Source organism: Paenibacillus sp. 1A_MP2, assembly GCF_052244825.1.
In the GTDB taxonomy this organism is placed as follows: domain Bacteria; phylum Bacillota; class Bacilli; order Paenibacillales; family Paenibacillaceae; genus Paenibacillus; species Paenibacillus vandeheii.
Genome location: NZ_JBQQCS010000001.1, coordinates 1869738 through 1886085 on the forward strand (window position 1 = coordinate 1869738; position 16348 = coordinate 1886085).

The 16348-nt window shown below is 49.5% G+C and carries 16 protein-coding genes and 3 pseudogenes; 17 read left to right on the forward strand and 2 right to left on the reverse strand.

Annotated features, from left to right (window positions below):
- Positions 1-40 precede the first annotated feature (40 nt).
- The 5 genes from ACTWJ7_RS09265 (at position 41) to ACTWJ7_RS09285 (ending at position 4112) form a co-directional block, all read left to right on the forward strand.
- Entirely contained in the window at positions 41-784 is a 744-nt protein-coding gene (locus ACTWJ7_RS09265; RefSeq protein WP_301881408.1) for a class I SAM-dependent methyltransferase, read from the forward strand.
- Positions 785-802: 18 nt separating this feature from the next.
- Entirely contained in the window at positions 803-1792 is a 990-nt protein-coding gene (locus ACTWJ7_RS09270) for an MBL fold metallo-hydrolase (protein WP_301881409.1), read from the forward strand.
- A gap of 194 nt (positions 1793-1986) precedes the next feature.
- Positions 1987-2382 carry a hypothetical protein gene (locus ACTWJ7_RS09275; protein ID WP_301881410.1) on the forward strand — a complete coding sequence of 132 codons (396 nt, stop codon included), beginning with the start codon at positions 1987-1989 and terminating at the stop codon, positions 2380-2382.
- The gene (locus ACTWJ7_RS09280) at positions 2379-3422 is read left to right on the forward strand and encodes an FAD:protein FMN transferase (protein WP_301881411.1); all 1044 of its coding nucleotides are present in this window, start codon (positions 2379-2381) and stop codon (positions 3420-3422) included. Before ACTWJ7_RS09275 ends, ACTWJ7_RS09280 begins: the two co-directional genes overlap by 4 nt.
- 33 nt (positions 3423-3455) lie before the next feature.
- Entirely contained in the window at positions 3456-4112 is a 657-nt protein-coding gene (locus ACTWJ7_RS09285; RefSeq protein WP_301881412.1) for a ferric reductase-like transmembrane domain-containing protein, read from the forward strand.
- A 74-nt stretch (positions 4113-4186) separates the two neighbouring features.
- Here the strand turns inward: ACTWJ7_RS09285 and ACTWJ7_RS09290 are convergent, their stop codons facing one another.
- Positions 4187-4753 carry a phosphatidylglycerophosphatase A family protein gene (locus ACTWJ7_RS09290; RefSeq protein WP_079347397.1) on the reverse strand — a complete coding sequence of 189 codons (567 nt, stop codon included), beginning with the start codon at positions 4751-4753 and terminating at the stop codon, positions 4187-4189.
- A gap of 213 nt (positions 4754-4966) precedes the next feature.
- On the opposite strand from ACTWJ7_RS09290, the gene ACTWJ7_RS09295 reads away from it, so the two are divergent.
- The 9 genes and pseudogenes from ACTWJ7_RS09295 to ACTWJ7_RS09335 all read left to right on the forward strand — a co-directional run bounded on the left by ACTWJ7_RS09295 (position 4967) and on the right by ACTWJ7_RS09335 (position 13231).
- Positions 4967-6022 (forward strand): GerMN domain-containing protein, encoded by a 1056-nt coding sequence (locus tag ACTWJ7_RS09295; protein WP_079347395.1) that lies wholly within the window; start codon positions 4967-4969, stop codon positions 6020-6022.
- A 145-nt stretch (positions 6023-6167) separates the two neighbouring features.
- The gene (gene rph / locus ACTWJ7_RS09300) at positions 6168-6926 is read left to right on the forward strand and encodes a ribonuclease PH (protein ID WP_024632518.1); all 759 of its coding nucleotides are present in this window, start codon (positions 6168-6170) and stop codon (positions 6924-6926) included.
- Position 6927: 1 nt separating this feature from the next.
- Positions 6928-7551, forward strand: coding sequence for an XTP/dITP diphosphatase (locus ACTWJ7_RS09305; protein ID WP_079347393.1), 624 nt, complete (start codon positions 6928-6930; stop codon positions 7549-7551).
- Between the two features lie 369 nt (positions 7552-7920).
- Positions 7921-8763, forward strand: coding sequence for an STM4015 family protein (locus ACTWJ7_RS09310; protein WP_301881414.1), 843 nt, complete (start codon positions 7921-7923; stop codon positions 8761-8763).
- A gap of 12 nt (positions 8764-8775) precedes the next feature.
- Entirely contained in the window at positions 8776-9360 is a 585-nt protein-coding gene (locus ACTWJ7_RS09315; RefSeq protein WP_443145361.1) for a hypothetical protein, read from the forward strand.
- Complete coding sequence (locus ACTWJ7_RS09320; protein ID WP_443145362.1) at positions 9306-10130, forward strand: STM4014 family protein; 825 nt, start codon at positions 9306-9308, stop codon at positions 10128-10130. Before ACTWJ7_RS09315 ends, ACTWJ7_RS09320 begins: the two co-directional genes overlap by 55 nt.
- Positions 10123-10907: pseudogene (locus tag ACTWJ7_RS09325) on the forward strand (STM4013/SEN3800 family hydrolase). The gene ACTWJ7_RS09320 and the pseudogene ACTWJ7_RS09325 overlap by 8 nt, the downstream one beginning before the upstream one ends.
- A gap of 67 nt (positions 10908-10974) precedes the next feature.
- Positions 10975-12372 (forward strand): STM4012 family radical SAM protein, encoded by a 1398-nt coding sequence (locus tag ACTWJ7_RS09330; RefSeq protein ID WP_301881416.1) that lies wholly within the window; start codon positions 10975-10977, stop codon positions 12370-12372.
- A pseudogene (locus ACTWJ7_RS09335) lies at positions 12369-13231 on the forward strand (STM4011 family radical SAM protein). The gene ACTWJ7_RS09330 and the pseudogene ACTWJ7_RS09335 overlap by 4 nt, the downstream one beginning before the upstream one ends.
- 141 nt (positions 13232-13372) lie before the next feature.
- Here ACTWJ7_RS09335 and asnB read toward each other — a convergent pair.
- Positions 13373-15216 (reverse strand): annotated as a pseudogene (gene asnB / locus ACTWJ7_RS09340) (asparagine synthase (glutamine-hydrolyzing)).
- A gap of 195 nt (positions 15217-15411) precedes the next feature.
- Between asnB and ACTWJ7_RS09345 the strand changes: the two are divergent.
- The 3 genes from ACTWJ7_RS09345 (at position 15412) to ACTWJ7_RS09355 (ending at position 16304) form a co-directional block, all read left to right on the forward strand.
- Positions 15412-15702, forward strand: coding sequence for a hypothetical protein (locus tag ACTWJ7_RS09345; RefSeq protein WP_443145363.1), 291 nt, complete (start codon positions 15412-15414; stop codon positions 15700-15702).
- A 25-nt stretch (positions 15703-15727) separates the two neighbouring features.
- Positions 15728-16084: a hypothetical protein gene (locus ACTWJ7_RS09350; protein ID WP_079347381.1), complete on the forward strand. Its 357-nt coding sequence runs from the start codon at positions 15728-15730 to the stop codon at positions 16082-16084.
- A 91-nt stretch (positions 16085-16175) separates the two neighbouring features.
- Positions 16176-16304, forward strand: a complete 129-nt coding sequence (locus tag ACTWJ7_RS09355; RefSeq protein WP_301881421.1) for a hypothetical protein — start codon at positions 16176-16178, stop codon at positions 16302-16304.
- Positions 16305-16348: the final 44 nt, after the last annotated feature.

Consider the following 16348-nt stretch of genomic DNA (forward strand, 5'->3'; position numbering starts at 1 on the left):
CGGATAGTTGGGCCAGTGACCATGTGGAGGGCGATACGTAATGACGGAATGGTATGAAAAGAGTTTTGGAGAAGACTATCTTCTTGTGTATAAGCATCGGGATGTGCAGGGTGCATACCAGGAAGTACATAAAATGATAAGCTGGTTAAAGCTTCAGCCAAAATCCAAGGTACTGGATCTGTGCTGTGGTATGGGCCGACATTCTTTGGCCCTTGCTGACGCTGGTTTCCAGGTGACCGGTATCGACCTTTCTGATGTGCTTTTACGTGAAGCACGTGAAATGGATACCGAACATCGTGTAGAGTGGTATCACGCCGATATGCGCGAGCTTCCACTGAAAGGCGGATTTGACGCCGTGGTCAATCTGTTTACCTCATTTGGTTATTTCCGAGAGGATGGAGAGCAACTTCGAGTATTATGTGCCATTCAACGGATGCTGAAGCCGGGAGGCAGCTATATTATTGATTTTATAAACACGGCTTACGTGACTCGCCATCTGGTGCAGCATTCAACACGTGAAAGCGAAGGACAGTATATTGAAGAGTTTCGCAAGATCCAGGATGGATTTGTGCAAAAAGAAATACACATCACCGATATCGCATCCGGGCAGAAACCGCGAATCTATCAGGAACGCGTCAAATTGTACACCCGCGAACAACTACGTGATCTGCTTCACGAGGCAGGACTCGTGGTGGATCAGGTACATGGCGGTTATGATGAAGAAAAGTACGATGAGCAGACATCGCCGCGGATGATTTTTGTCGGTCATCGGCCTGTGCAGTAGAGTTGGAGGAGAAAATTAATGAAGCAAACGGAATCCATATCCATGCCAGCAGGCATGCATCGGGTCAAGATTACGATGGCTTTTCCACTGCGCTGGGTGAACAGCTATGTACTTCATGAACCGGACGGAACAATAACGATTGTTGACCCGGGACCACGCAGTGCTGAGACGGAACAGGAGTGGCACGAAGCGCTGGCCGATTTCAATTTAACTTTTCAGGATATTAAGCAAGTTGTACTGACCCACCATCATCCCGATCATCTGGGGTTATCTGGCTGGATACAGCAGCAAACGGGTGCGCCTGTCCGAATGTCCACACGATCCCGCCAGGAGGCAGATTATATGTGGGGTCCTGAGGCGACCATTAACACAGTGCTACCGGAATACTATGGTTGCCATGGGATGCCGGTAGACAAGACGCAGCAGATCCGCGAACATATGGAGGGATTCAACTCACAGATTACGCCACTTCCGGTTGTGACACCGATTGAAGATGGAGAATGGCTGGTTATGGGCGGGAAAAAGTGGATTGCGGTGGAAACAGGAGGTCACGCGCCTGGACATCTATCCTTCTATGCGCCCGACTCCGGGGAAATCCTGTGTGGAGATGCGGTATTGCCACAGATTTCCCCGAATATCAGCCTGCAGCCGGGAAGTGACGATCAGCCTTTGTTGTCTTACATGGAAGGGTTGCATCGATTGGGGGCTTTGGATGTAAAGGTGGCATATCCTGGTCACCGGAATCCGTTTGGCCATTTTGCCGATCGAACCGTCCATTTGCTTACTCATCATGAGGAACGCCTTCAGAAGATGGGTGAGCGAATCTGGGAAGCACCGACGAGTGCATATGATATGTGTATATTTATGTTCGGCGACCGCTTGGGAGCACATCAGCTTCGCTTTGCGATGAGTGAGACGTTAGCGCATCTGCAAGAATTGATCCGGCGTGAGGTTATTGTACAGGAGCAGCGGTCGGACGGAGAATTCTTTTTTAGGGAGCATGGTTAGGGAGTATGCTTGGGATTACAAGACTTTGAGGCAGGGGATATTCCTGGTCAGAGTCTTTTTTTGCGTGTAACGACTTAAATAATGACTTGAATAAAATAAAGCTTTAGTCTCTCTTAACGGTTCATTCATCTTCTTTTAAGCCTGCAACTCTATGATAAATGCATGAACTTCGCCACAGAAAGCAGGGAAGAGCGATGACTAGAAAAAAACGAAACCAATGGAGAAAATGGCAAGCCTCGGCGGCAGCAACGCTGACGGTGGCTGCACTCTTTCAATATGTAAGAACTTCTGATGCCTTTGATATCGCTTATGCGGCGGCTAATGGTAACGGTATAAGCAGTACAGCCTCTACCCGGGTGGATACCCAGGATGGTGTCATGGACGAATGGACAGATAACACGGATAGCATTTCCAATGCACCGTCCAATGAGGGCTATAGCCTGGATGAGGGGACAGCCGATGGAACCAACGCCATCGTTCCGAATCAAGGCAGATCGTCGGATGGCTGGATGTCAGATCAGAGCAGCAATCAGGATACAGACTCCGGTTATAGCCGTGGCAACTATCAGTCACGCACAGGTGCATCATGAGCCGCACAGAGCAAGCCTCCCGTCTGCTTAGGTTCCGTTTCCGGGCGATGAACACGGACATCGAAGTCCAGTTGGCAGCGGGACGGGAAGAGGCTGAGCATGCGGCAGCGCTGGTGAAAAATTGGTTCGAAACGCACGAACAGCGATTCAGCCGATTTGCGGCAGATAGTGAATTGAATCGTCTGAATCGTTGCACAGGCTGGATGCCCATCTCTGCAGCAATGGATGAAGTGTTAAGTTTGGCATACGGTTATATTGGTCAGACGGAAGGGATTTTTCAGCCAGGTATCTCTCAGGCTCTGCGGGCTTCTGGTTACGATGTCAGCTTCGAGCAGCTGAAGCAAAGAGAGCTTCATCCATCAGGAACCGAACGCAAAAGGGACATCCGACAATCGGATATAACAGATATGCTGAGAGACGAATATGACTATAGCCGCCCAAGCTGGATTCAAAGGGAAGGCAGCCGAATGGTTCATAAGGACCCTGGAACCGAGCTGGATCTTGGGGGCATAGTTAAGGGCTGGGCCGTTGAGCGTATAGCGGATTGGCTGCAACGTACACTTCATATTCCGGCGGGGTTGATTAACGCAGGTGGAGATATTCAGGCATGGGGGACAATGGATCATCCGATGTGGTCCGTACATGTCACCGATCCTTATCAAGAGGAGTGTAATCTGATAGGGAACATTCAGTTTCGGAAAGGTGCAGTTGCCACTTCTGGTATTGTGCGAAGACATTGGCAGAATACGGATGGTAGCCTATCGCATCACTTAATTGATCCCCGTACGATGAAGCCAGCGGATACCGATGTGCTGCAGTGTACCGTTCTGGGCCAGCATGCATCGCAATGTGAAATTATTGCCAAGACCGTTTGTATCTTGGGAAGCATCGAAGCGGTAGGCTGGTTAAACCGACATTATGATCGGCATGACGTCCTCTGGATGACTCGGAATGGGAGCACTTATTTTAGAGGCAATACCGATACGCTTGCTGAACGCTGGCCTGGTTTTGATCCGGATCACCGCTTCAGCCTTATATAAACGCCAAGTCTATCAGATATGGGGGAGCCGCTTATGGCACAATGGATTGTAGATTACCTGCCAACGTGGAATATCATTCGAATTAGTGGGATAGTCGCTTATTTGCTGCTCTTTGCGGGTGTGTTTCTGGGGATTGCCCAAGGGATGCCCATGGCCAAAGGCAAACCCAAAGCGGCCATGTATACATGGCATACCCGGACGACCTGGCTCGCCTTCGGACTTGGACTTGTGCATGCGTTAACCCTATATATTGATCACTATAGCCCGTTCACCTGGAGTGAATTGCTCATTCCGTTTACGGCTTCAGTGCATCCAATCGGAAGCGGACTGGGTACGTTAGCCTTTTATGGTCTGGTGATCGTATTGTTATCCAGTGACCTGCGTAACAAGCTTGGCCGCAAATGGTGGTTTATGTTCCATATGCTGTCTTATCCCGTATTTATCGGTTTACTGTTCCATGGCATGGTTACCGGTACGGATTCCGGCAACGTCATTATGCGCCTGATGTATGTATTTACTGGGTTGAGCATACTTGGTATTACTGTACTTCGTGGTTTGTTGCGAGAACGCAAAGGCCCGGAAATTACGATTGGACCCAGTCGTATACAAGCTAAGCCAGCTTCAGCCGAACAGAATTGGAGAGAAGTGTATCGTTTGGCGGGAGCGGGAAGACAGGAGCATATGAAATAACGTATACCGAAATAAGTGAATATACAAAAGAAGCGGCCTGGTGGCCGCCTTTTTGTCATGATCAGAATCGTAAACTATACGATATCATCGCTGATCGGTTTTTGTCCCAAAGCTTCTTCAAGCTCCGATTGTTTGCGATGTGCAATCCGGCTGCTGGCCGCCGAGGCAATAGCCCCCACGATATCATCCAGAAACGTATGCACAGGCCCAAGGCTCTTGTCGTTCAGACGTTCAAGCACGCCGGGTTTTAATTTGTCTACATAACCGTAATTCGTGAATCCGATACTGCCGTATACGTTGACGATGGAGAACGCGAGAATCTCATCCACACCATATAACCCCTCATCATTCTCAATCATCTCCTGCAAAGGCGAAATGAGTTTGCCTTGCTCTGCCAGCAGGTCCAGCTGAATGCCTGTCAGGAATGCGTTCTGGACCTCACGTTTGCGTAACACTTTCTCCACATTGTCGATACATTCTTCCATCGTCAGATCTGGATAATACTTTTTCTGCAGCATCATGACCAGTTCCGCGATCTCAGAGATTTTGACGCCCCGCTTGTGCAGCCATTCCCTCGTGGCCTCTTCCACTTTGCGGCTATTCAGGCTGTAAGGGATTTTTTCTTGCTCAGGATGTTCCATGGGCGATTCCTCCTCTGAAGTTAGCAATGTCCTTATGCTTGTATCCTAATACGTTATTAACCGTTTTGGGTTTCTTTGCTACTTTCGATGGGGATGGAACGCCTGTTTTTGACTTTATGCATGATGCACTTGTTTAAAAAGTAGTTATTTTTTGGGCAAAGGCTCGTATACATGGTAGTACAAACTGTAAAAATGATGAGGGGGAACGTGATCATGAGTAAGATCCGTTATTTGCGTACAGCTTCTGCAGCTGCGCTGTTGAGTATTCCTGTGGTGTTATCCGGATGTGGCATGTTTGGGGCACAGTCCTCCGAGGCAATCGATCCACCGCCGCCGATTCAGGAAGCGGCTATGATTCAGGCGGCCGAAGGCAACGGATCACTCGCCAAGCTGCCGCTTACAACCGTGTATTTGCAGGACCAGCAAGGTTTGCTTGCTCCGGTATCCATGACGCTTCCGTCGGGCACGGACGTTAGCAGCCCCAAAACAGCTCTGGATACACTCGTGACGGGCGGTCCTTATGCAGGGATGTTGCCTGAAGGATTTCAGGGCGTTCTCCCGCAGGGCACTGTTGTTCAGAACGTAACGATTCATGCGGATGACAAGCTGGCAGTCGTGGAGTTCTCGGGCGACTTCGCCAAGTATGATGCCAAGGACGAGCGCAAAATGCTGGAGGCTGTCACTTGGACACTCACGGGTACACCAGATGTGCAGAACGTACAGATCTGGGTAGACGGCAAAAAGCTGACGCAAATGCCAGTAAACAGCACACCGCTGCCGGAACCGTTGAACCGGGCGGTGGGCATCAATCTCGATTTGGGTGATACATTCACCACCAACAGCAGTCCGGTGACGGTTTATTTCTCAGCCGCTACGCCAGCAGGCATCCAATATTATGTTCCGGTTACACGTCTTGTGACACCAGGTGGAGACCGGGTGCAGGCGGCGTTGAATGAACTGATCAAGGGGCCAGCCAAAGGCGGGGAGCTGGAAGAGGTTATGACAGGCGGAACCCAGCTGCAATCGGTCAAAACGTCCCAGGATGGAACCGTAACGGTTGCACTCAAAGACGACATGTTTACCGAGGGAGATGTCGTGCCAAGTGAACTGCTGCAATCCGTCGTGTTGACCACGGCTGAGAACACAGCAGGCAAGGAAGCTAAAGTCCAGATTGAATGGAATGGCCAAAAGACAGTCATGAGTGATGATAATCGGGATTATAGTGCCCCCGTATCGAAGCCTGAATATATCAACGAGATTCCAATTTAAGCCACAAAGAGCCTTCTGGCGTAAGGTTGACAGAACTCTTTGGGGACAGGATGCTTTTAACTGAACTCTTTGGTAATATAGAAGGGATTAGTAAAAGTGTGAACAAGCTCGACATTACAGGATGCTTAAGTCGTAGGAGGCAGAAATGATGAGATCTAACGGACGAACAAGCGACCAGCTGCGCCCGATGAATTTAACAATTAACACAAATAAATACGCCGAAGGTTCTGTACTGATTGAAGTGGGAGATACCAAGGTTATTTGCACAGCTACTGTGGAGGAACGTGTTCCTCCCTTTATGAAAGGGCAGGGTAAAGGCTGGGTAACGGCTGAATACTCCATGCTGCCACGTGCAACACATACCCGGAATCAGCGTGAAGCGAACCGCGGCAAATTGACTGGGCGCACCATGGAAATTCAGCGCCTGATTGGCCGGGCACTGCGCTCAGTCGTTAATTTGCAGGCGCTGGGTGAGCGTACGATTACACTGGACTGTGATGTTATACAAGCAGACGGGGGTACACGCACAACGTCCATTACCGGTTCGTTTGTAGCTCTGGCTCTCGCTGTGAACAAAATTTCCCAACAACATAAACTGCAAGTGTTCCCGATTACAGATTTCATTGCCGCGGTAAGTGTGGGTGTAGTTGGAGAACAACCTGTACTGGATCTGAACTATGATGAAGATTCCAAAGCCAAAGTGGATATGAATCTGGTGATGACAGGCGGCGGGAAATATGTGGAGCTTCAGGGAACAGGCGAAGAAGCACCATTTGACCGTCGTGAGCTGAACGCGATGTTGGAGCTGGGTGAACAGGGTATTCTGGAAATGATTGAGCGTCAAAAAGAAGTTCTTGGTCCCATTGCACTCAAGATCGGTGCTCGTGGATTAGGAGAAGCTTAAGATGAGTCTGGATAGCTCAATTATCATTGTTGCAACCCGCAATGCGGGGAAAGTACGTGAATTTGCTCATGCATTCGCTCCGCTGGGCAAAGAGGTCAAAAGCATGTTTGACTATCCGGAGCTGCCGGATGTTGTTGAGGATGGCGTAACCTTTGCGGAGAATGCCTGGAAGAAAGCCAAAGCGGTGGGTGATGCCCTTGGGCTGCCTGTCCTGGCTGACGATTCGGGATTGTGCGTGGATCTGCTGGACGGTGACCCAGGAGTGTATTCTGCGAGATATGCAGGCGAGGGTGCAACCGATGCGAAGAACAATGCCAAGCTGCTTGAGACGCTGGAATCGCTCAAATCCGGTGAAGATACCGAGCAGCCGCTGCTGAGTCCGGCCCGTTTCGTCTGTGCACTGGTGTTATATGATCCGGCAACCGGAATCAAGTATGAATCAGAAGGCATGGTGGAAGGCTGGATCACAGCTGAAGCAGCCGGTGGTGGCGGATTTGGATATGACCCACTCTTCTATGTGCCTGAATACGAGATGACGATGGCTGAGCTTACGTTGGAGCAAAAGCAGGCGATCAGTCACCGGGGTCATGCGCTGAGAGCGCTCGTATCCACACTGGAAGGCTGAGCGTCAACCGAACCGGCTCATACGAATATGAATGTATAAGGTGAATTCATAGCCTTGCTTCAATATCAAAGCGTTAGTGGAAGGTAAGAATCATTCCTGTGGAATGGTTTACCGACCATTAACGTTTTTTTATTTTTAAATGAGTGAGCTGACTTAATAAAGCCAGTACGTTAGACCCCCAATAAACCCCAAATTTCTTAGGATAAACATTAGAACGTATGTTCCTATACCTATAAAGGAAATATGAAGATTTCACGTTTGAGCAGAGCATTAGGACCGGGGTTGGAAGAAGTTGCAAGTCTTGTACTGTATGGGTTAACATTCAAGGTAATTGAATCATCAATGAACTCAAACGGAGGGGATTTGCTTATGCAAGAAGTGAAACTTACGGTGTCTTATGATGATTATGAGAACGGTATTCGTATGGAAACGTTGATCAGGGAGCTGGCTGCCAAACCGGAGGCTGGTTCGTTGGAGAGCCTGATTATTGGAGACTGGGGACAGGCTTATGAAAATTCGCCGGATGAATTCTTGGGAACACTCACCGAATTGGCTCCAAGCTTTCCGTCCTTGAAGAAACTGTTCATCGGAGATATGGGCTTTGAAGAATGCGAGGTATCATGGATTATTCAGACGGATCTCACACCACTACTGGTTGCTTTTCCTGAATTGAAGTCGTTTTCAGTAAAGGGCAGCAGCGGACTAAGTTTGGAGCCAATGGAGCATGCCAAACTTGAAGAATTGATCATTATTTGCGGTGGTCTGCCCCAAGGCATATTAGCTTCAATTGCCCGCGCTAAGTTGCCTGAATTGCGCAAACTTGAACTATATTTGGGTGTGGAGGATTACGGGTTCGATGGTTCGCTTCAGGATGTACTTCCATTCTTGGAACAAGGCTTGTTTCCAAAGCTCGTCTACCTGGGTCTGAAAGATAGTGAGATTCAGGATGAGATTGCAAAAGCTGCAGCAGAGGCGCCGATTTTGGATCAACTGGAAGTTCTTGATCTGTCGGAGGGCACGTTGTCTGATGAAGGGGCCGAAGCGCTGCTTGCCAGTGACAAGATCAAAAAACTTAAGCATCTTAATCTTAGTTACCACTACATGACGGACGAAATGCTCATTCGCTGGAAACGTTCTGGCATATCTGTAGATGTCAGCGAGCAACAACAGAGTGATGAAGATGACTGGCGTTACCCGTCGTTAACGGAATAAATGATGTCAGGCATGACGGAGATGGAACAACATTTGCAACGCCCATTGAAGGATTCGAATAAAACTCTGGAGCAGCCGTTATTGTTAATTGGAAACCCGAACAATCGTCGTACCCTTGGATTACAGGAGGCAAGACAGCGCCTTGGCTTACAACCTGCACTTGTGCTGCCTTATGCTTGTTTGCTACAAACTTGGAGACAGGGCGGAACCTTAACGGATGCTGTACAGCAATGTCTGGGAGCGCGAGGGACTACGCACATGTACGGAGAGCCGTGGATATCTTCACCAACGTCGATGTCATATGCGAATCATGATTCAGTTCATGGAGCGATTAACATACCTCTTATTCGAGTGGATGCTCCTGGTGAGGAATGGGAGGTAGAGCGTGAGCTGCTCTTTCTTGGAGCTATGGTGAGTGATACAGCTCAGTTAAAGGATGGTACTTCTGCAAGCATGATTTCGGCAGAACAGACACTCGTTCTTGAACAGGAGTGGGGCGAATCCACGCACCCGGCCAATGGTTTCGTGGCTGGAAGGCGTGTTTGGAACGAATCGGTTGTGAAGCGCGGGAATATTGGCCCAATGCCCGGTTCATGAATGATCCCCATGACATTGCGATCATGTTTGATAAAAGGAAATGTCAGCAGCATCTAAACTCACACGGGGTTCAGGTCCCTCCAATGCTCCCCTCTTCGGAACCAATCAGAAACGCTGCCGAGCTTCGTATCGCAATGAAGACAGCCGGTATGAATCGCGTTTTCGTGAAGCTAGCGTGTGGTTCCGGGGCTTCAGGCGTTGTTGCCTATCAAATTAATCCCCGAACGGGTGCTGAAATTGCCATAACCACGGTGGGAATGGAGAGGGATCAAGGAAAGACCATTTTTTATAATGAAGGCCGGATGCGCAGGTACACATGTACTTCCGAGATTTCAGCGCTCATGGATTGGCTGTGTGCTGAGGGTGCCCAGATTGAACGCTGGATGGCCAAAGCGTCTCTGGGTTCAAGCGTGTTTGATATCCGCCAGCTTGTGGCAGGCGGACAAGCAGGTCATGCCGTCGTACGGCTTAGTCAGACACCGATCACCAATCTGCATTTACGCAATGAGCGGTTGCTGCCCGCAGAAGCGGGGCTGGATGGACAGCAGATGGAACGGGTTCAGACGGCAGCGAAAGCGGCGATGGCTGCCTTTCCCAACTCATGGTCTGCTGGTATTGATGTGATGCTCAGTAATGGCACTGAACCCCACGCTTATGTTCTGGATGTAAATCCGTTCGGAGATTTGTTGTACAGAGTACAGCATAACGGACTTGGAACGTATGAATGGGAAATGGAACTTTTGCGAAAGGGGCCTTACAACCATGCCTGATATGAACACCATCGTAGGCTCCCATGATCTGTTAATGATTACGCTGGACACGTTGAGGTATGACGTGGCAAAGCTGGAGGAACAGAATTGCCCCAACCTGTGTGGCTCGGGTTCCTGGGAGCAGCGTCATACACCGGGAAGTTTTACGTATGCGGCACATCATGCCTTTTTTGGTGGCTTCATGCCTACACCTGCCAATACGGACAAAGCCTCCCATGTGCGACTTTTTCATTCCCGGAATACCGGATTAAAGACTCATCCGCATACCTGGCTGTTCGATACACCGGATATCGTATCCGGGTTCGCTGCTGAAGGGTACCGTACGATCTGTATTGGCGGGGTCATTTTCTTCACCAAGAAAATCCGCTCGCCAAAGTGCTGCCGGGTTATTTCCAGCAGAGCTACTGGCGGATGAACTTTGGGGTAACCAATCCCAAATCGACCGAGCATCAGGTTCAGCATGCCCTGAAGCTGCTGGAGCAGAGCGCGTCGGATGAAAAGCTGTTTCTGTTCCTAAATGTGTCTGCCATCCATGGACCCAATCGCTATTTTGTGGAAGGGGCAAGAGAGGACTCAATAGAAACACAGCGTGCTGCGCTTCGGTATGTAGACCAGGCCCTCGGACCATTGTTTGATGCAATGAGGCAGCGTTCACGGCCTACGTTTTGTCTTGCTTTTTCCGATCATGGCACGGCCTATGGTGAGGATGGTTATCAGGGGCACAGGCTGGCGCATGATGTCGTCTGGAATGTGCCTTACCGTGAATTTGTTTTATAGAACTGCTGAAACTGCTGGAGACAGCTTGTACTACGAACGATAACAAACCGGAGTAAGGAGGAAACTGATGGACGATCAATCTCAACATACGACAGCAGGTCATTCCGCACAGTCCGGCTCTAATACAGCTACCAGTCTTAGAGAAGTGCTTGCTTCACCCTATCGCTCTTATTTATATTCGTATCCCCACAAGACCGCATATCGGGACTTGAACCCGCCGTTACCGCTCGGTCCGTTGTGGGAACGTGAGAATACCGATACGTATTTTTTATATATGCACATTCCGTTTTGTGCCGCTCGTTGCGGATTTTGCAATCTGTTCACGCTGCCGGATCGCCGTGATGACACCCATGTACGTTATGTGGATGCGCTGGAACGGCAAGCCAGGCAGTGGGCCCCACTCACTTCACGCAGACCCTATTCGAGGTTTGCCATCGGTGGTGGGACACCCACATTATTGAATGAAATGCAGTTGAACCGCTTGTTTGATATTGCGGAACAGGTGATGGGGCTTGATCCGACGCAAGCTTCGATCTCGGTAGAAACGTCACCGGATACCGTGACGGAAGCGAAGCTGCAGATTATGAAGGCGCGAAGCGTGGACCGGGTAAGCATGGGCATCCAAAGTTTTATTGAAGCGGAAGCCGCTGCGATCTACCGTCCACAGAAACCGCAGGAAGTGGAACGCGCGCTTGAGAAACTTGCGCGTTTTGAATTTCCTTTGTTGAATCTGGATCTGATCTATGGGCTGCCGGGACAAACGGTGGAATCATGGCTGTATTCCCTGGAACGTGTCCTCTCCTATGAACCGGGTGAGATTTTCATTTATCCGCTGTACACCCGTGAGAATACCATTGTGAAACCGGACGATATTCAGCGTCAGGGACCGGATATCCGGATGGAGCTTTACAGGGCTGCGCGTGAGACTTTAAAAAGCCGGGGCTATGTCCAGTATTCCATGCGCAGATTTGCCAAAGAGCAATCCTCTTTTGGCAGTAAGGAGCTTCTGCCCTACAGTTGTCAGGAGGAAGGCATGGTTGGTCTGGGATGCGGTGCACGCTCGTATACCAGTGAAGTACACTATGCTTCCAAGTATGGTGTGAGTTATAAGGCCACACAAAGCATCATTGCTGATTATGTGGCGACCGAGCGCTATGATGTGGCCGATTACGGTATTGTCCTGAGTCGGGAGGAGCAGAAGCGCCGCTTTATTCTGAAAGCCTTGCTGCATCGGGAAGGATTGGCACTGTCGGATTATGATCAGCGATTCGGGACGGAAGTTATGTCAGACTACGGATGGTTGAGTGAATTGCTGTCAGAGGGCATGGCTGAGCTTGGGCAGGACGATAAGGATAACCAGGTGCTGCGTCTGACAGAAGAGGGATTGGGCTACTCGGATGCCATTGGAGATTGGCTCATCTCCGCTGAGGTTCGTGAACAAATGGAAGGGTTTGTGTTCTCATGAGAGCAACCTTGTATTATCGGGGCAAGCTGTCGTCCTGTAATTACGACTGCCCCTACTGCCCGTTTAGCAAAACGGTAGATTCCAAGGAGACGCTGGAAGTGGATGAACAACAACTTCGTCAATTTGTGAATTGGGTGGGTGAACAGGAGAACGCAGGACATCAATTTTCGATTTTCTTTAACCCGTATGGAGAAGCCCTGGTACGTCGCTGGTACCGGGACGCCATGATAGAGCTGTCACATATGCCGCATGTGGACAAAATTGCAGTCCAAACCAATTTATCTGTCAAACTGGACTGGGCCCGTGAACTGAATCATCAGAAAGCGGCATTTTGGGCGACCTATCACCCGCGTGAGACGAAGGAGTCTTCCTTTGTCAAACAATGTTTGACTTTACGTGAGATGGGGCTTGCTTTTAGTGTGGGGACGGTTGGATTGCGCAGTGCATTTCCGGCTATTGAATCGATGAGGCAGGCTTTACCCAAAGATGTATATATGTGGATCAATGCCTTTAAAGATCGACCGAAGTATTACACCGTAGATGAGGTCGCCTTTTTACGGTCGATTGACCCGCTGTTTGAAGGGAATTTGCAGGATTACGATAGCTTGGGCAAGCGCTGTTCCGCTGGTTCGCAGGTATTTTATGTGCAAGGGTCAGGGCATGTAAAAGATGTTATAAAGATCGTCGGATCATAGGACATTTATACCGCGATGGTTTGGAAGCTTTAGCCGCAGATCGCCCGTGTGGCATGAAGAAGTGTGGCTGTTACATCGGTTATATTCATATGGAGGATACACCGTTCAGAGAGATCTTTGGCAGTGGATTGCTTGAACGAAATCCAGTTGCAATCCATGGATAGGCGGAAGGCCTCCAACCAAAATTTCAAAGTGAATATTATTTTGGTTTTATATATTAAAATGGGTGCTTGGTAAGATCAGCTATGCTGTTCACCAAACACCCATTTTTAATATTGACCCATACATGTGAACCTTAGTACAACTTACCGAATGGCCACCTTGTACGTACGGAGCCACGAGTTAATCTGTGTCAGATAAGCAAACAGCTGTGGACCCGACATTAACTGTCCAAACCAAGGCAGGTTCGATGAAGCATCCGATGAGGAGGCCAATTTGCGAATTTGAGCTTTATCGATTAATGGCAAGATCGGAGAGCTTGCGTCATCCAAAATATCAAGCACCTGCTGTTTAACGGCCGCCAGGTACTGCGGGTTATGTGTTTTCGGATACGGACTTTTTTCCGATATAACACATCGTCAGGCAATACACCTTCCAGCGCTTTACGCAGAATTCCTTTTTCCCGTCCGCCTGTCATTTTCATTTCCCAAGGGACGTTAAACGCATATTGAATTAAACGATGATCACAGTAAGGCACCCGAACTTCAAGCCCGGCGCCCATACTCATCCGATCTTTTCGATCCAGGAGTGTAGGCATGAACCGGGTGATGTTCAGATAGGACATGACTCGCATTTGGGCTGCCTTACCAGTTTCTCCATCGAGTAACGGCACTTCAGCTACAGCATCTGAATAACGATCCGCGAGATATTCCAGCGGCTTGATCCATTCCCGAATGTCCGGGGATAACAATCCTGCTCGCATGTCAGGCGCTACAGACCATGGGAATGTACCGGAGTTCAGCATCTCTTCCCGATGGAACCAGGGATAACCGCCAAATACTTCATCTGCCGCTTCGCCTGAAATGGCAACCGTGGCTCCTTTTTTGATTTCTTTACAGAAGAGATAGAGGGAGGAATCCACATCTGCCATGCCCGGCAAATCACGCACGAGCATCGCCTGAGTCAGGGCATGAACCAGTTCACCATTTTCAATCTCAATCCAGTGATGATCCGTCTTCAGTTCATCCACCATTCGCTTAATCCAGGGGCCATCAGCACCAGGCTGGAAGGAATGGGCCTGAAAATGCTTTGCATTATCCACATAGTCGACCGAATACGTGCTGACTTGGCCCTGACCGGTACGGTTGTAATAATCCACCGCTAAAGCAGACAAAGCGCTGGAATCCAGTCCTCCTGACAACAGGGAGCAGACGGGAACGTCCGAGGCAAGCTGCCGTTCTAATGTATCCTGCAACAGGCTGCGCACCTCGGCAGCTGTTTCTTCCAGATTATGTTCGTGATGCTGACTTTCCAGCTTCCAGTAGGCATAGGTTTTGATACCGTTTCGGTTGTAGATAAGCGCATGGGCAGGTTTGAGCTCGTTAAGCGAGGAATATACGCCGTGTCCAGGTGTGCGGGCAGGACCGACAATAAATACCTCTGCCAATCCTTCAGGGCCAACAGCAGCTTCAACATCCGGATGGAGGAGCAGTGCTTTGGGCTCTGAGCCGAATACAAGGGTATCTTTTGCATTACTGTAGAACAGGGGTTTGACCCCGAGGCGGTCACGTGCGATAAAAACCTGTTCGCGTCCACCATCCCATATGGCAAAAGCAAAAATTCCGTTAAACCGGTCAACACAGGCTGGTCCCCACTCAATATAAGAGGCGAGCAGCACTTCCGTATCACATTGTGTGCGGAAATGGTGTCCCCGCTGGAGCAATTCCTTTTTCAACTCGGGGGCATTGTATAGTTCTCCGTTATACACGACGGTATAGGAGGTGTCTCCCTGTAACGCATGCATGGGCTGAGCCCCGTTCTCCGGGTCCATAACGCTGAGACGCCGATGTCCGAACGCACAAGGATTGGAGATCCATGTACCTGAAGCGTCGGGCCCCCGGTTCGACAAGCTGTCCGTCATCCGGACCAGCAGCTCTGATTCCTGGGTCAAGTCCCGATTCCACTGTATGAAGCCGGTTATACCGCACATGGTTTGTTCATCCTTTCTTAGTCGAGTCATTCATCCGAATGGCTGCTTAAGTTGCTAACAGCCAGCAAATGTTGTCTTTTTCGTCAGAAGTCGTAACAAATATATGCCGAAAGCAGGCATAAAATGTCTGTCCTCTTCGGAAACTAGTTCTAGGGACAACGGCCTCAACATGCCTGTGAAGGAGAGAACTTGCAAATGGACAGTATGACCTATTATGTATCTGTCATGGGGCGCTCCGTTATTCCGGACCTGTACGCAACGTCGTATGAATGGGTTATCCATGCGACGCCTCAAGAGGCGGAACAATTACTGGGACTGCTTAATCTAATGCAGGAAAAAGAGGAAGAAGCCTTTCCAGGAATGGTATTCCCTTTGCCGGAGGAGTCTGTAAACCGTGCATATGAATCTGTATTACAGCAGGTGTATCGGGAGATATATCGCTTGGGAACACCGGAGACCCGATACCAGATCGAACAAAGTACATGAAATGGACAAAGGAGCGCGATAACAAATGTATGCCATTCAGGATGCCAAAATACGCAGATTAACCGAAGTGGATGGATTGTCTTGTGCAGAAGTTGAGGTGCAGCCTGGAAATACGGGGGACCCGTCTTTGCTTGTATACGTTGCGGCAACCCAGCCAGGGAACTCGCTAGAAGTCGTTCGAATTGTACGCAATCATTCGGATGCTGTCCTGGACTGGTACAATAACAATATGCACACAGCGTTTGAAGATGCCACGGAAACGGCGTTTGAGAACAGTGAAGGCATTACAGCAGGAGAGGATAAAGCCCGGTTTCAGAGTGAACTGCTTGCTTTTGGCTTACTGGGGCCGACTCTTCAGCGCTATTTGGTGGGGCAGGCGTAAGGCGAGTGTTCCAACAAATGCCGATAGGGGCAAAGGATAAGCGGAATTACCCGGTGCCATACTAAAATCAAGTTCCGGGGAGGTGATAGCAATGGCTTCCAAGTTCAAGAAAAACAAAGGAAACCTTTACGCGCATCATACCGAGTTTGCCGAGGAAGTGCTAGCCATAAACAGCAAGCGTCCTGTCCAGAAAAATCCGTGGCGTCAGGGAAACAAGTAACCGGAATGCAGAAACCCGCCCTTCTTCCGAAAGGCGGGTTTTTG

Excerpts from the sequence above, each read along its gene's own strand:
- ACTWJ7_RS09265 (WP_301881408.1), top strand. The coding sequence starts at position 41 with ATGACGGAATGGTATGAAAAGAGTTTTGGAGAAGACTATCTTCTTGTG.
- ACTWJ7_RS09270 (WP_301881409.1), top strand. The coding sequence starts at position 803 with ATGAAGCAAACGGAATCCATATCCATGCCAGCAGGCATGCATCGGGTC.
- ACTWJ7_RS09275 (WP_301881410.1), top strand. The coding sequence starts at position 1,987 with ATGACTAGAAAAAAACGAAACCAATGGAGAAAATGGCAAGCCTCGGCG.
- ACTWJ7_RS09280 (WP_301881411.1), top strand. The coding sequence starts at position 2,379 with ATGAGCCGCACAGAGCAAGCCTCCCGTCTGCTTAGGTTCCGTTTCCGG.
- ACTWJ7_RS09285 (WP_301881412.1), top strand. The coding sequence starts at position 3,456 with ATGGCACAATGGATTGTAGATTACCTGCCAACGTGGAATATCATTCGA.
- ACTWJ7_RS09290 (WP_079347397.1), bottom strand. The coding sequence starts at position 4,753 with ATGGAACATCCTGAGCAAGAAAAAATCCCTTACAGCCTGAATAGCCGC.
- ACTWJ7_RS09295 (WP_079347395.1), top strand. The coding sequence starts at position 4,967 with ATGAGTAAGATCCGTTATTTGCGTACAGCTTCTGCAGCTGCGCTGTTG.
- rph (WP_024632518.1), top strand. The coding sequence starts at position 6,168 with ATGATGAGATCTAACGGACGAACAAGCGACCAGCTGCGCCCGATGAAT.
- ACTWJ7_RS09305 (WP_079347393.1), top strand. The coding sequence starts at position 6,928 with ATGAGTCTGGATAGCTCAATTATCATTGTTGCAACCCGCAATGCGGGG.
- ACTWJ7_RS09310 (WP_301881414.1), top strand. The coding sequence starts at position 7,921 with ATGCAAGAAGTGAAACTTACGGTGTCTTATGATGATTATGAGAACGGT.
- ACTWJ7_RS09315 (WP_443145361.1), top strand. The coding sequence starts at position 8,776 with ATGACGGAGATGGAACAACATTTGCAACGCCCATTGAAGGATTCGAAT.
- ACTWJ7_RS09330 (WP_301881416.1), top strand. The coding sequence starts at position 10,975 with ATGGACGATCAATCTCAACATACGACAGCAGGTCATTCCGCACAGTCC.
- ACTWJ7_RS09345 (WP_443145363.1), top strand. The coding sequence starts at position 15,412 with ATGGACAGTATGACCTATTATGTATCTGTCATGGGGCGCTCCGTTATT.
- ACTWJ7_RS09350 (WP_079347381.1), top strand. The coding sequence starts at position 15,728 with ATGTATGCCATTCAGGATGCCAAAATACGCAGATTAACCGAAGTGGAT.
- ACTWJ7_RS09355 (WP_301881421.1), top strand. The coding sequence starts at position 16,176 with ATGGCTTCCAAGTTCAAGAAAAACAAAGGAAACCTTTACGCGCATCAT.